Source organism: Streptomyces sp. NPDC102441 (assembly GCF_044765585.1).
Lineage (GTDB): Bacteria > Actinomycetota > Actinomycetes > Streptomycetales > Streptomycetaceae > Streptomyces.
Genome location: NZ_JBIWKH010000008.1, coordinates 404,335 through 418,352 on the forward strand (window position 1 = coordinate 404,335; position 14,018 = coordinate 418,352).

General features: G+C 71.2%; 9 protein-coding genes and 1 pseudogene. 3 read left to right on the top strand and 7 right to left on the bottom strand.

Annotated features, from left to right (window positions below):
- Positions 1 to 197 precede the first annotated feature (197 nt).
- Positions 198 to 1,808, bottom strand: coding sequence for an FAD-dependent oxidoreductase (locus ACIREO_RS20245; RefSeq protein WP_404111849.1), 1,611 nt, complete (start codon positions 1,806 to 1,808; stop codon positions 198 to 200).
- Positions 1,809 to 1,891: 83 nt separating this feature from the next.
- Positions 1,892 to 3,013 (bottom strand): LacI family DNA-binding transcriptional regulator, encoded by a 1,122-nt coding sequence (locus tag ACIREO_RS20250; RefSeq protein WP_404111852.1) that lies wholly within the window; start codon positions 3,011 to 3,013, stop codon positions 1,892 to 1,894.
- 182 nt (positions 3,014 to 3,195) lie between these two features.
- Between ACIREO_RS20250 and ACIREO_RS20255 the strand changes: the two are divergent.
- Both ACIREO_RS20255 and ACIREO_RS20260 read left to right on the top strand, forming a co-directional pair.
- Positions 3,196 to 3,940: pseudogene (locus ACIREO_RS20255) on the top strand (class I SAM-dependent methyltransferase).
- 82 nt (positions 3,941 to 4,022) lie between these two features.
- The gene (locus ACIREO_RS20260; RefSeq protein ID WP_404111855.1) at positions 4,023 to 4,388 is read left to right on the top strand and encodes a hypothetical protein; all 366 of its coding nucleotides are present in this window, start codon (positions 4,023 to 4,025) and stop codon (positions 4,386 to 4,388) included.
- Positions 4,389 to 4,572: 184 nt separating this feature from the next.
- Here the strand turns inward: ACIREO_RS20260 and ACIREO_RS20265 are convergent, their stop codons facing one another.
- The 5 genes from ACIREO_RS20265 to ACIREO_RS20285 form a co-directional block, all read right to left on the bottom strand.
- A complete protein-coding gene (locus ACIREO_RS20265) occupies positions 4,573 to 6,492 on the bottom strand; it encodes a DUF2264 domain-containing protein (protein ID WP_404111858.1) in 1,920 nt (639 codons plus the stop codon).
- Positions 6,493 to 6,516: 24 nt separating this feature from the next.
- Complete coding sequence (locus ACIREO_RS20270) at positions 6,517 to 8,913, bottom strand: polysaccharide lyase 8 family protein (RefSeq protein WP_404111860.1); 2,397 nt, start codon at positions 8,911 to 8,913, stop codon at positions 6,517 to 6,519.
- 21 nt (positions 8,914 to 8,934) lie between these two features.
- Complete coding sequence (locus ACIREO_RS20275) at positions 8,935 to 10,278, bottom strand: M60 family metallopeptidase (protein ID WP_404111863.1); 1,344 nt, start codon at positions 10,276 to 10,278, stop codon at positions 8,935 to 8,937.
- Positions 10,279 to 10,436: 158 nt separating this feature from the next.
- A complete protein-coding gene (locus ACIREO_RS20280; protein ID WP_404112008.1) occupies positions 10,437 to 11,531 on the bottom strand; it encodes a LacI family DNA-binding transcriptional regulator in 1,095 nt (364 codons plus the stop codon).
- Positions 11,532 to 11,593: 62 nt separating this feature from the next.
- Positions 11,594 to 12,580: a hydroxyacid dehydrogenase gene (locus ACIREO_RS20285; protein WP_404111866.1), complete on the bottom strand. Its 987-nt coding sequence runs from the start codon at positions 12,578 to 12,580 to the stop codon at positions 11,594 to 11,596.
- 337 nt (positions 12,581 to 12,917) lie between these two features.
- Here ACIREO_RS20285 and ACIREO_RS20290 point away from each other — a divergent pair, with 337 nt between their 5' ends.
- Positions 12,918 to 13,952: an ABC transporter permease gene (locus ACIREO_RS20290; protein ID WP_404111869.1), complete on the top strand. Its 1,035-nt coding sequence runs from the start codon at positions 12,918 to 12,920 to the stop codon at positions 13,950 to 13,952.
- Positions 13,953 to 14,018: the final 66 nt, after the last annotated feature.

Here is a 14,018-nt window from a genome sequence, read left to right on the forward strand (position 1 = left end):
GGTGTGGTTTAGGTGCCCCCCCACTGGTTGCCGCCGGGGGAGGCGGGGGTGGTGGGGGGGGGGGGGGGGGTTGGGGGGGGGGGGGGGGGGGGGGGGGGGCGGGGGGGCACAGGTGGAGCTGTCCCACCCGGCATTTCCGTGTGTGGGGCGTCGTTCAGGGGTGGTGAGGGGCGTCGTCGCCCCCCGGCGGACCGTTCTCAGTAACCGCGTACGTCGGGCCAGTGGCGCTGTACCCCGTTCGAGTCGAGCAGCTGGGCGAACTCCTCGAACCGCTTGTCGTCGGCCTGGACGGCGTGGGGTTCGACGCCCTCGGAGACACAGTGCGCGGCCAGTGCGCCGGCGACCTCGCCGATGTTCCACTCCACCGGGTGGAGCCGGTAGCAGCCGTTGGTGATGTGTGTGGTGCCGATGTTCTTGCCCGCGGGCAGGAGATTGCGGACCCGGCGCGGCACGAGAGCGCCGAGCGGGATCTCGAAGGGCACCGAACCGACGTCGACGTAGTTGTCGCCGCCAGTGGAAGGGTGCAGGTCGATTCGGTAGTTGCCGACACCCACCGAGTCCCGGTACGCAGTCCGCCCGTAGGGGCCGACGACGTCGATCGCGACGTCCTGCTCGGTGACGGTGGTGACGGCCTTGATCCGCCGCGACTCCCGGACGTAGGGCGCCTTGGCGAGACCGTCGGCCGTACCCGTGACGTCGGGGCGCGGCCGCAGACCCGGGAAGCCGGTCCCGCCGTCCTCGCGGGGCGCCTCGGTCTGGAGCCAGTAGAGGACCGAGAGCGACAACTGCCGGGCCTCCTCGACCGCCTGGGCCGAGATCTCCGGGCCGCCGCCGATCAGCGGCTTCAGCCAGTAGTCGTTGAGCGGCCAGTTGGCCAGGGTGATGTCGGAGTCGAAGGAACCGGGCCGGTGCATCTTCCGGGCCAGGATCCGGCGGAAGCCCCACAGCTCCTTGTCGCCCGCGTCGGCGCTCTGGTCGGCGTTGACGGCGAGCGGGTCGATCTCCGGGTTCGGCACGAACGTACGGGGAACGGCCTCCAGCGACCGCGGGTCAGGGGCGAGGAAGCCGAGGAGCGGGCCCGGCCAGAAGTCCGGCCGGTAGGAGCGCCAGAAGTCGTAGTCGGCGGGCCGGTCGATGACGTGGTTCTCGCCCTCGTGGTGGGAGACCGCGAAGCAGACGGTGATGCCCTGCTGGTTGAGTGGCTGCGCCTCCTCGGGGGCGTGCGGCTCACCGAACTCGGCGCGCGACTCGGCGCCGAGGGCGTGCTCCACACCGCCGAGTTCGAGGAGCTCACCGGTCTCCGTGGCGTCGATGACGTACCGGGCCCGGATCGTGGTGCGGGTCCCGTCGCGCAGGTTCTCCAGGGTGACGGGGCCGATGACATCGTTGTCCGACTCCGCGGCGACCGCCCGGTGCTCGGTGAGGAGCGTCAGCCGGCCCGACGCCCGGTGGGGGGCGATCATGCCCTCCAGGACGGCGAGGGCGACCCGCGGTTCGTGGCAGAGCTTGCTGACCCGGCCGGCGCCCGGGTTGAGGTCGGTCAGCGCGAGCGCCTCGGAACGCATCGGGTACCACTGGCGGTAGTAGTCCCGGATGCCCTCGCGCAGCGCGCGGTAGGTGGCGGTCGTGCCGAACTGCTCCACCCAGGGGTGCTCGTCCGGCGGGACGGCCTGGCTGGTGAGCTGGCCACCGATCCAGTCGGTCTCCTCGGTGAGGACGACGGTCCGGCCGGCCCGGCAGGCGGCGAGCGCGGCGGCCACGCCGCCCAGGCCGCCGCCGACGATGAGGATGTCCGGTTCGGGGATCACAGTTCTCCTTGTGCGGTACGGGTGGTGCTGTGCGGGTCGTGCTGTGCGGTACGGGTCGTGCGGGGGAGTCGGGTGGCGGGGGATCAGCCGGGGCCCGGTCGTTCGCCGGGCGGTGGTCCCGCCGTCGCGCCGGGCCGGTATGCGCAGGCCACCAGGGCCACCAGCCGTTCCGGGAGGTCCTCCCCGGCGACCAGCGTGGCGAGCAGGCGCACGGCCTCCGCGCCCAACTGGGCCCTGGGGATGTCGAATCCCGTGGGCTCCGGCGCGTCGGCGAGGTCCGGTGGGGGGCTGCCGAGCAGCGCCAGGGAGACATCGCGGGGGCACTCCAGGCCGGCGTCACGGACGGCCGTGCTCAGCGCGCGCCAGGCGGCGCCGCTGTCGGTCTCCTCGGCCACGAACGCGGTGACACCTTCGGCCAGCCACTTCCGCAGGCGCTCCGGCGTGAGACCGAGCGAGGGGTCGGCGCTACGGAACACCGCGTCGGGCCCGCCCGGCAGTCCGGCCGCCCTGAGCCCCTCCAGGAACCCCTGTTCACGGTCGGTGGAGGCGGGCGCCTCGTCGTCCTCGCGCACCAGGACGATACGGCGGTGTCCCAGCGACGCGAGCTGCTGGACGACCTCGCGGCTGGCGCTGACGTAGTCGGCGCCGACCCAGGCCAGTCCCTCCGGTTCGTCCCTGCGGCCCAGGTGGACCACGGGGAACCCGTCGTCCACGAGCCTGCGCAGTTCGTCCACCGGCGCGTGGCGTCCGAGCAGGAGACAGCCGTCGGCGAGCCGTGCCCGGTTCAGCGCGTGGGGACCGGCGGCTCCCGCGCCGCCGCTGCTGGACCCGGTGAAGAGCACCAGGTCGTAGCCGCGCGCGGCGGCTTCCCGCTCCACGCCGACCAGGAACGGGTAGTACGAGTGCTGGACGTCGGTCGGGAAGGTGGCCGTGAAACTGAAGACCCCGAGAAGGTCGTTGCGCGCGGCGGCCAGGCGACGGGCCGCGGGGTCCGGTACGTAACCGAGGCGGCCCGCGGCGTCGAGCACGTTCTGCCGGGTCTCCTGGGAGATGGCGGCGCCCTGTGGCTTCCCGCCCAGAACCAGGGAGACCGTCGCCTGCGAGACCCCCGCGAGCCGGGCCACCTCAGCCTGGCGCGGCCTCCCGGTCCGCCCGGCGGGTGCGGGCGCCCGGCCTCGCCTGACCCGCTTCGTGGGTTCCTCCACCACTGCTCCTCCAGCTCATTAATGCGTATTAGTGATGCGCATTAACGAGTACTGTGCGCGCGTCGGGAACGCGGGTCAAGAGGTGGAACACAACTTTCCGGGCCCGGCCTGCCGCTGCCGCGCCCACGACGACCTCCGCTCTCGCGGCGGTGCTCGGCCTCGCGGCGAGTACCGTGTCCGAAGTGATCGACTACAGCGCCGAGGCCGAGAAGTACGACGCCTCACGCGGCGGTGAGCCGCGCGCGGAGGTGGCCGCCGAAGCCGTCGAGCGGCTCCTGCCGGAGGGGACCCGCACCCTCCTGGACATCGCCTGCGGCACCGGCATCGTCACCCGGCTGCTGCGCCGCCCGGGGCGTACGGTCCTCGGCACCGACCGGTCGCCCGGCATGCTCTCCCTCGCGTCCGGGCGCCTGCCGGGCCATGTGGTCACCGGTGACGCCACCCGGCTTCCCTTCGCCTCCCGGTCACTGGACGCGGTCGCCCTCGTCCGGCTGCTCCATCTGCTGCCCGAAGCGGCCCCGTCCTCTCCGAGGCCGCCCGGGTGCTGCGTCCCGGTGGCGTCCTGATCACCACGGTCGACAAGGAGGAGGCGTACTTCGGCGCTCCCAGCGACATCGCCGAGCTGACCGAACCGCTCAGGCGTGCGTACGACCCCCGGGTCACCGACCGGAGCGGCCGGGTCCTGCGCCTGGCCGGCCGTCACGGCCTCGGCCTCGTCGGCGAGACCACGTTCCCCGGCTCGGCCAGGGCCGCGGCCCGCGCAAGTGGCACGACGCGATCGTGGCGGACCGTATCCCCTGGGCGAAGGCCGGGGCCCCCGGGCAAGTCGCCGCGCTGCGCCGGGACCTGAAGGCCTTGCCGGACCAGGAGGCGCCCCTCCCGGACCCGCTCTACCGCGTCGTCGCCCTGGGTTTGCCGACGGTCTGACCACCGCGCCGTACGGGAGTTGGACGAGGACTCCGGCGTACTATCCTGGCCACACCCGCTGGGGGAGCTGGGAGGGGAAGCGATGAACTGGATCTGGGTACTGCTCATCCTGTTCTGGACCGGGGGCTTCGCATGGGGGGCGGACAACGTCCGTACCGCGCTGCGCAACCGGCACGAGCGCAGGATGGAGCTGTTGCGGGAGGCGAAGCAGGACCGCCTGGCGGTCGAGGCGGCGAACAGGATGCCGGAGCCCGTCTGCGGCTGCACGCACCACCTCGCCAAGCACGACAAGGCCGGCCGCTGCCATGAGCGCGTCGAGGTGCCGACGGCCTGGGACGAGGACAAGAAGCCCCTGCGCTACGAGGCCGGGCAGTGCAACTGCCAGCAGTACGTGGGCCCGCAGCCGCTGTCACAGGTCTTCGCGGAGGAGCTGACGGACCGGGCGTAGGCGTACGCGTGACGGGTCCGTGGCCCGGCCGGGCCACGGACCCTGACCGCTTCCCGCGGGCCGTCAGGGCGTGTTGTCCGTCAGGGCCGGCAGGCGTGCGGCGCTGCCGCTGAAGCGGTCGCGGTCCACGGCGCCGGAGATGCCGCACTGCCGAGGCCGGCCCGGACCTCGCGCCGCCGCCCCCTCATACCTCGACCGTCGTACCGTCCGTGAACGTCAGATGCACCGGGGCGCCACCGGCACCGGCCCGTACCGACACGGATGTCCGCAGCGCCTGCGGATGGATGGTGTCCCGCGAAAGCGCGATCAGTGACACATGGACGCTCTGACCGCCCGGGTGCCCGTCGAGCCGCAGATACGGGATCGCGGTATGCGGGCCGTGCGCGTTGGACTGCACATCCCGGGCCACCTCCGCCGTCCCCGCGCCGTCGTCCCAGCCGTACAGCGCGATCACGGCGCTGCTCAGCCCATCGGCCGTACGGGACAGAGCCCAGCCATGCCCGGACGCTGCGGCCGGGCTCGTCGCGTCGGCGACCGCGTACCCGCCTTCCCGGAGCACCGCTCCCGCGGGCGCCTCGACCCGGTGGACGCGAATCTCCCACGGGCCGTACAGCACACTCGTCGTCTCGATGCGGTACGCACGGTCGTCACCCGGCCGACGGGCCGCATACCAGGAGGAGGCGACCCTGTCCGCGCACCTCAGCGGATGGATACGGGTGCGGCGCGTGGGCGTGCCGTCCGGTGCGAGGAGCGCCATGTGGTTGTCGATGGAGCGCGCGACCGCGTGCGGGGCGGTCTCGGGCGCTGTCGCGGTCGAATACGCGAACTTCGCGTAATGCGGATCCTCCTCGCCCACGGACGGATCGGACCCGGCATCGTAGGGCGGATTGTGGTCACTGCCGTGGTTGACCAGCCGGACGATCCCGTCGTGCCGGGTGCCGTGCAGCAGCCAGCCGGGTGCGGGCAGAGCCGTGTAGCGGTCCGATTCCTCGATGGGCAGCGGCAGTTCACGCTCGGTCCAGACCGGGTGGTCGGGCGTCAGCAGCAGGCCCAGGAATCCCTTGCTCGCCCAGTACGGGGAAGCGGGCCCTGAGTACGGCTGGGTGACCGGCAGGAACGTCTCGTACCAGCCGAGGGTCAGCAGCCCTCGTTCGTCGGGTACCCCACGCTCCGCGAAGTGCCGCATGGTGCCCGAGGCGAGCCGGCGGGTCAGACCCGGTGCGAGCGGTGTGCAGTCGGCCAGTGCCCCCATCCACACCGGAGCCAGAGCGGCGAAGCGATATGTCAGGGAGCGCCCCTGGTGGACGGGGGCGCCGTCCGCCCCGAAGAAGTGCTGGTAGCTCTCCAGGAACAGGCCGAGCCGTTCCCGGTAGACCTTGGTCCGGCCGCCGTCGCGGTCCGGGCCGGCGATGCGCGACCACAGCAGGGGATAGAGATGCATGGCCCAGCCGTTGTAGTAGTCGAAATTGCGGCCGTCGCCGTCTGTGTACCAGCCGTCGCCGACGTACCAGTCCTCGATCCTGTCGAGCCCGGACTCGATGTCGGTGCGGTTGTACGGAGCGCCGACCGAGGCGAGGAACTGTTCGGAGACCACCTGGAAGAGCCGCCAGTTGTTGTCCCACGTGCGGCCGCCGGTGAATCCGGAGAGCCAGTCGACGACCCGTTCCTGTACCCGGGCGTCGAGACGGTCCCAGATCCACGCGCGGGTCTCGTGCAGTGCGACCGCGATCGAGGCTGCTTCCACCATTTGCTGTGAACAGTCCGTCAGCTGCGGCCAGGACTCCCCGCTGTCGCGGTCCGTACCCGCCGCCAGACCCGCCGCATACCGCTCGATCAGTGCCGGGTCGACCGACCCGCCGGCGCCCGCGATGCGGCAGGCGGCGAGCAGGAACGACCGGGCGAATCCTTCGAGTCCGTCCGACACGACACCCGACCAGCTCGACCGGCCGGGCAGCCGGTACTGGGCGAAGCCGGGTGTCGCGTACGGAATCAGAGCAGTCAGCATCCTGTCCGCCATCGCCTCCCAGTGGGCGCGGGTCCAGCCGGTGCGCGACGACAGGATCCGGTCGGTCGGCGGCAGATGCAGATGCGGTGCGACGGACATGGTGGCGCTGCTCCTCGGGAGTGGTTACTGGACGAGCTCGGCGTGGTGGGTGTGGCCGCGAGAGCCGCCGACCGCGACGGTGAGCACGGTGCGGCGGCCCGGACGGACGGTGACCGTGCTGTCGGAACCGACGACCGAGCGCACATGGAACGGCAGCTCCACGGTGAGGGTCGTGCCGGTCCGGCCGGGGTCCGCGACCGCCACGGATATGCGGGAGCCCCGGCGCCGGACCAGGACGGAGGCCGGACCGGACGACGAGATGCCGGCAGCGGTGCCGGGCGCCCAGAAGTGCACGGCGGTCAGCCCTTCCCTGCGCGCCTCCACAGCCTGCGAGACGGCGCCGTTGGCGACGATCCGCACCGGGTTCGCACGCGACCAGGCATGGGTCGCGGCCACGGAGGCACCGGGCAGCAGCACATAGGCGTACCCCGCTCCGGTGGGAGAGACACCATGGTCGGTCCAGAGCGTCAGATAGCGGCGGGTGACCGGAGCGGCGGAGCCTCCGGTGTCGGCGCCGGTGTTGAGCTCCCGCCACGTCCCGGTGCGCTCTTCCCGCAGGGTGTGCAGAGCGGTCGCCCCGGGGAAGACGTAGCCGCCCACCCCCTCGATATGGGCCCATCGCGCGCCCGCGAAATCCTCGGTCCGGCCGAGCTCGACCGGCCGGGCGGCCCCGTCGACGACGAGACGGTGGATGCCTCCCGCACCGAGGTTCCGGTTCTCCACCACCGTTTCGACCCTGTGCCCGTCGCTCGACGCGACGCCCGCGCCGAGGGCGACGACCGCGTTGTCGAGCATGAACCACGACTTCTTCGCCCGCAGCGTCGTGTCCGGCGCCCCGGTCAGTTCCATCGCGGCGGCGCCGTACCGGCTGTCGAGTACCGCCCCGCCCGCTACCGCGTTGCCCGGCAGGTAGGTGGAGGTACCGCCGCCGGTTCCGAGGTCGGTACGCGGCCGGGTGTCGACGGTGGTGCCGGGCAGCCGGTACGGATCGACGGTCGGCCAGAACCCGTCGTGGAACTGGCCCAGGTCATCGTCGTCGTACAGGTACGTCATGCCGTCGCCCGTGTACCAGCCGTGGAAGTTCTCGTTGTTCCCCGCCTCGTACGCCGAGATCCGTCTGGACGACAGCGAGAGCGTGCACGCCCAGCGCGGCTGCCGGTGCACGACGCGGTCCATGTCCGCGAAGACGAAGTGGCCCGTCGTGGGTGGTCCGGCCGGAACACTCCCGTCGCGCAGCACCTCTCTGGCCAGGACCAGCTGGGGGAGAGCGGCGAAGGGGATGGTGGGGTTGCGGGTCAGCCAGCCTTTGACGAGCGCGCGCCAGCGAGCGGCGTACGCGGCCGGCGCGCCGGCCGCCAGCAGCAGAATCGCGGCGACGGCCGCGGCGCCGTCCCGATGGTCACCGGCCCGTTCCCGGGAGATGGCCCGGCCACGCACCGCGTCCATCATCAGCCCGTCGAAGATCACCGGTGCGAACGACCGCTCGACCGCCTCGTACATCACCGACACCTGCGGATCGGTGACCGCCCAGGGTGAACCGGCCAGCAGAGAGAGCAGATACGCGGACCCGCTCAGCAGAACCGTGCCGTAGGAACCGGTGTACGCCACCGCACCGTGCTGGACGAACGAGCCGTCCTCGTAGAAACCGTCGCCCGAGGAGGCGTACCGGAACAGGCTGTTGCGGCCGTTGTCCCGTACGTCGGAGAGTGCGTCCCGTGCCGAGACCAGTGGGGCCTCATCCCTCCCGAGCAGCCCGCGCAGCGCGACGATCACCGCCTTGTCGGTGCGGTTGGCGCCGGTCTCGGAGAGCGTGGGGGCATTCGTACGACGGTCCGCGTTCGGGCAGAACCGGTCGACGACGGCCAGATAGTCCGTCAGGTCGTCGGCCGGCAGCCGGCTCCGCAGCAGCACACAGGTGTCCATGAGTGCGCGTGGCGCGCCGATCTCCCAGAACCACCAGTTGCCCTTCTCGGGCTTCGTGGGGTTGTACGCGGTGTCGTACGTGAACCGCAGCGCGGCGATCACGGCGGCGGCCACCTCGGCATCGCCGGCGAGTGAGGTGCCCGGCGTGGCCCAGGCGGTCGCGAGCGTGCTCAACCGGGTGTAGGACTGGCCGAAGTTGCCGGGGTCCGTGACCGGAGCGAGATCGGGCCAGAGCGCGGTCCGTCCGGCTCCGCGGTCGAGGGTGGACCACAGCTCCTGTGCCGTGCTGTCCAGCGCGTTGAGGGCGGCGGCGAAGTCGGGATCGGCCGGATCGAACACCCCTCCGGTAAGAAGAGTTTGTGCCCGCTCCAGGAGGGACCCGAAATCCACAGCGGCAACCGCTGACGGTCGGGCGTACGCGGTGCCGGCAGCCGTGACGAACGCCGCGGCCGTTGTCGCGCCGGTCGCTGCGAGAAGGGCCCTTCTGCTCGGTGCCATGCAGGTCTCCTTCCGCCGCTGTCAGTCGGTGAGGGTGCTCGGGTCGACGGGCGGCTGCGGCAGACCGAGCGCGGCAAGCTCCGCCCGGCCGGTGCCGTCGACGGGGAACGCCCAGGTGTCCAGGAAGAAGCCGGTGAGGTCGTACCCGGCGACACGGCTCGCGTAGGTGGCCAGCGCCCTGTAGCGCTCGACGTCCCCGGTATTGACGGCCCCCTGGTTCTCCTCGCGCACCAGCTTGTGGAGCCGGGGCCAGAAGTCGTCCCCGAACGCGAGCTCCAGCTGACGCAGCGGGACGAGCTGCTCGTAGGCGCCGAACGACTTCTCGTACGAGAGGCCGGCCGTGCCGAACTTCTGCCGCGCGGACTGGAAGTAGGTGAGTCCGGTCGCCGTGTCGACCGTGAGGAGGTTGGACTTCTCACCCAGCGTGCGCTGCGCGGCCAGCGAGTAGATGTTCACGGTCACCTCGGTGAGGGCCTCGGGCTTGTACACCGACTGCTGGTGCAGGTGGCCGAGCTCGTGGTAGAAGCCCCAGCCGCGGGTGCGCAGCCCCTCCACGGTGGTCGCGCGGTCGAGGTAGGCCCGGGGGAAGCCGTTGTAGCCGTGGGTGGCGAAGGCGCCGACGCCCGCCGGCACCTTGCTGACCTCGCAGAAGTGGTACGGGCCCGCCTTGCGGCGGTGCACCCGCTTCGAACCGTCCAGGCCACTGATCCGTGCGTGCGAGTCGATCAGCTGCTCCATCAGCCGCAGCAGTGCGGCGTGGTCCTCGTCGCGGTACAGAAGGGCGCCGTCGCGGGTCAGGGTCACGATGGTGTTCGGGGCGTGGAGCTCGACGTAGGGGGAGGTGGTCAGGGTATCCAGCTGGTGCTGGTACCCGGCCTCGGACGTCCGGTCCAGGGTGAAGACGGGCATGGGCTCCGTGCCGGACCGGAACAGCACACCGGCCCGCTCCCCGTTGCCCTCCAGGGTCAGATAGGCCGGCCCGCCGTGCGGGTCGGTCACGGTGTTCGCGCCGGGGGTCAGTGTGTACCGGCGCGGCTCCTTGATGTCCCCGAAGTAATCCCAGGCGCCGATCCAGAGCGTGGGCACGAGGCCGTCGTGCGGCTGGACGGTCAGCGAGAGGGGGGTGGCCGCCGGAACGTACAGGCCGGTCGGCTGGAACTCGCTGCCACGCAGTGCCTGGGTCAGCCGGAGCCGTTCGGCCTCGGCCGCACGGCGGGCGGTCACGGTGACGGTGGTCCGGGGGCCGGCCGGCCGGGTGGTGGCGGCCTGGGAGGGCGCGGCGGCCGAGCCGAGTGCCGTGACCGCTCCGGCAGCTGCTGTGGCGGCGAGGAAGGAGCGACGGCCCAGGGGTGTGGAAATACGCATGCGGAACTCTCCCTGCGGAAACGAGTGAGGGGCGGAAGCGTGCGGAGCTGGATTGAACTCGGCGCCAGCATGTAAGCGGTTGCTACCAAGCCGCAAGGGAAGTCGGTAAGTTACTGATATTTTCTATGGCCAACTGTGGACAGGGAGGCAGTAACCGGTCACGCCCGACCGTTCCTCTTGGGCGGAGGTCCCACGGAATCGCGTACCACGATGTGGGTGCCGAGGAGCAGGGCGCCCGTCGTCGGCTCACGCCAGTCGTCCTCGTCGCCGCCGGAGACGGCAAGCCGTACGGCTTGCCGGCCCATCTCCTCAAGGGGAATATGCACCGTGGTCAGGCGCGGCCGAAGCTCCTGGGCGACCGGGATGTCGTCGTACCCCACCAGGGAGATGTCCCTGGGGATCCGTAGCCCGGCCTCCTCCAGCGCCTGCGCGGCGCCGGCGGCTACCACGTCGTTGGCCGCGAAGACCGCTGTGAAGTCCAGGCCGTCCCGCAGGAGTTCCGTCATGCGCCGGTAGCCGAAGTTCCGGCTGAAGGCGCCGGGTTGCAGCAGGTCCGGGTCCTGGACCGCACCGCGCAGCTCCAGGGCCCGCCGGTGCCCGGCCAGCCGGTCGCGGGTGGTGGAGAGCTTGGGCTGCCCGCCCAGATAGAGGATCCGTTCGTGACCACGCGTCAGCAGATGGTCCGTGATGGCGAAGGCACCGCCCTCGTTGTCGTACTCGACGGCGGCGGTCGGGGCCGGTTCGTCGAGCGGCGGCCTCCCGCAGAGCACGAGCTTCGATCCGCCCGCGTCCAGTTCCCGGGCCCGGCGGGCCAGCTCGGAGGTGTAGCCACGATCGGCGATGCTGCCGCCGACCACCACCACCGCGTCCGCCCGCCGCTCATGCATCAGATCGATGAAGGCGAGCTCACGCTCCGGGTCCCCCTGGGTGCAGCAGACCAGACAGAGCCGTCCGCCCAGCGCCGCCTCCCGTTCCACGCCGCGGGCGATGTACGCGTAGAACGGGTCGATGACCTCGCTGACGATGATGCCGACCGTCCTGTTGGACACCCCGGCCAGTGCGCGGGCGTGGGCGTTGACCACATAGCCGAGCTCCCGCATGGCGGACTCGACCCGCTCCCGAGTGGCGTCCGCGACCGGGTAGTTGCGGTTGAGGACCCGGGAGACGGTCGCGGTGGAGACGCCCGCGTGCCGTGCCACATCGGTCACCGTCGCCCGCCGCTGTCCGTCCCCGGCCGCGCTTTGCCGACGCATCCGGCCCACCCCCTGCTGGCTGTTGTGTGAGGCCGAGCCTAGAGCCTGCGGGGTGACGGGGTTCACGCGATTCTCCCCAGGTCGGCCAGGCGAACCGGGTGCGCGAAGGGCGACCCGTGTGCGTACCGCACCAGTTCGTCGACGGCGAGCGCGCCGAGGCGCCCGACCTCGTTGCCCTGCGCGCCTGCCAGGTGCGGGGTGATGAAGACGTTCGGCAGGTCCCACAGGGGGTGGCCGGCGGGCAGCGGCTCGGGCGAGGTGACGTCCAGAACGGCGTCCAGCCGTCCGTCGACCAGGTGTTCCGTCAGCGCCTCGGTGTCCACGAGCGGGCCTCGCGCCGTGTTGACCAGCAGTGTGCCGGGGCGCATGAGGCCGATCCGGCGGGCGTCGATCATTCCGCAGGTCTCCGGTGTGTCCGGGGCGTGGATGGTGACCACGTCGCTCGTCGCCACCAGGGTGTCCAGATCGACCGGGGTGACGCCGAGCAGGTCCGCTTCCGCGCGGCTGACGTACGGGTCGTACAGGAGCACTTCGGCCTCGATGACCCGCAGCAGCTCGATGACCCGGCGGCCGATCCGTGAGGCACCGACGACACCGATGGTCAGTCCGTGCGTACCGATCCAGTGCTGCCGGGCGAGATCGGCGCCGGTGCGGTGGGTGCGCCGGGCGCGGAACAGCCCGGCCAGCGGGAACACCCGCTTCGCGCCCATGATGATCGCGGCCAGCGTGTACTCGGCGACCGGTACGGCGTTCGCCGCCGCCGCCGACGAGACGACGATGCCGCGGTCGAAGGCCGCCGGGGACAGAAACGTCTTCACGGTGCCCGCCGCGTGGATCACGGCGCGCAGCGCGGGAGCGCGCTCCAGCAGCTCCGGCCCGACGGGCGGGCAGCCCCAGCCCGTCAGCAGGACCTCCGCCCCGGCCAGCGCCGTCACCGCGCCGGACGAGTCGAACTCATGGATCACCGCCGGATCGCCCAGGGCGGCGTTGTCTTCGAGCCGGGCCCGTACAGGAGGCGGAAAGACGTCGTCCAGCAGTCCAGGGCTCATGACCAGGACCGTGCGCGGCCGCCTGGGGGGCGGTGGAGCGGCATCGGCCCCGGACGGAGCCGGCACCTCTTCGGTGGTTCGCACCCTGCCTCCGGACAGTAATCGCGTTCTATGGAATGACCGGCACGCTAAGGATCCCGACCACCGAGCGTCAAGTGAAGGCCAAGTCAATCGGCCTATTTTGTAGGTGATTTGGCGGTCTGTGCACCAGGATCCGACTCCGGAACCCTGCCGTAACACAGCCTTTTTCTCAGATCCCTTGACGCTTGGGTTAACCGCTTACTAACTTGCGGCGGCAGAAGACCCACCACGCGCCACCCAGTCGAACAGGACCACCATGGCGGACACAGCACCCCCGTTGCCGCAGGAGAAGCGGTCGAAACGGCGGCAGCAGGCCGAGGACCCCTCACCGCCGCCGACCCCGCGAGCCGCTCAGGCCGCACACGTACGAAACCGCCTGACGCTCCGCCAGCGGCTCAAGCGGGACAGGGTGATGCTGCTGCTCACCCTGCCCGGTCTGCTGTACTTCGTCGTCTTCCACTACGTCCCGCTGCTCGGTTACGTCGTGGCCTTCCAGGACTACCAGCCCTACCTCGGGTACATGCACAGCGTCTGGGTGGGCTTCGCCAACTTCACAGCGGCGTTCGGCGAGGCGGCCTTCTGGTCCGCGACCTTCAACACCCTGGAAATCGCCCTCGTCCAGCTGGTGTTCTTCTTCCCGGTCCCGATCGCCCTGGCCCTGCTGCTCAACAGCATCGTGAGCGACCGGCTCCGCCGCTTCGTGCAGAGCGTGGTCTACCTGCCGCACTTCATCGGCTGGGTCATCATCGTCTCGATCTTCCAGCAGATCCTCGGCGGCGCCGGAGTCGTTCCCGACCTCCTCGGGCAGATGGGCCTGCCGCGTTACGACATGATGAGCGACCCGGACGCCTTCCCCTGGCTGCTCACCCTGCAGGTGGCCTGGAAGGACGCCGGCTGGGGCACGATCATCGTGCTCGCCGCGCTGCTCAACATCGACAAGCAGCAGTACGAGGCGGCCGCGATCGACGGGGCAGGCCCCCGCCGTCGCTTCTGGCACGTCACCCTGCCGGGCATCGCACCTGTTCTCATCCTCCTGCTCATCCTCAACCTCGGGCAGATCCTCTCCGTCGGCTTCGAGCAGATCCTGCTCCAGCGCGACGCGGTGGGCCCGGACGCCGGTGAGGTCCTGGACACCTACGTCTACTACCACGGCATCAAGGACAACGACTGGGGTGTCTCGGCCGCGGTCGGGCTCGTCAAGGCGGCCATCGGCGCCGTACTCGTCCTGGGCGCGAACAAGTTCGCCCACCGCCTCGGCCATGAAGGGGTGTACCGCGGTGCTGACCGCTGAGAAGACCCGCGCCACGTCCGCACCCAGGACGCCGGCGGACAAGAGCACCCGCACCCCCCGGGCCGG

Coding starts and splice junctions, on each gene's coding strand:
- ACIREO_RS20260 (WP_404111855.1), top strand. CDS start 4,023: ATGAACTGGATCTGGGTACTGCTCATCCTGTTCTGGACCGGGGGCTTC.
- ACIREO_RS20265 (WP_404111858.1), bottom strand. CDS start 6,492: ATGTCCGTCGCACCGCATCTGCATCTGCCGCCGACCGACCGGATCCTG.
- ACIREO_RS20270 (WP_404111860.1), bottom strand. CDS start 8,913: ATGGCACCGAGCAGAAGGGCCCTTCTCGCAGCGACCGGCGCGACAACG.
- ACIREO_RS20275 (WP_404111863.1), bottom strand. CDS start 10,278: ATGCGTATTTCCACACCCCTGGGCCGTCGCTCCTTCCTCGCCGCCACA.
- ACIREO_RS20280 (WP_404112008.1), bottom strand. CDS start 11,531: ATGCGTCGGCAAAGCGCGGCCGGGGACGGACAGCGGCGGGCGACGGTG.
- ACIREO_RS20285 (WP_404111866.1), bottom strand. CDS start 12,580: ATGAGCCCTGGACTGCTGGACGACGTCTTTCCGCCTCCTGTACGGGCC.
- ACIREO_RS20290 (WP_404111869.1), top strand. CDS start 12,918: ATGGCGGACACAGCACCCCCGTTGCCGCAGGAGAAGCGGTCGAAACGG.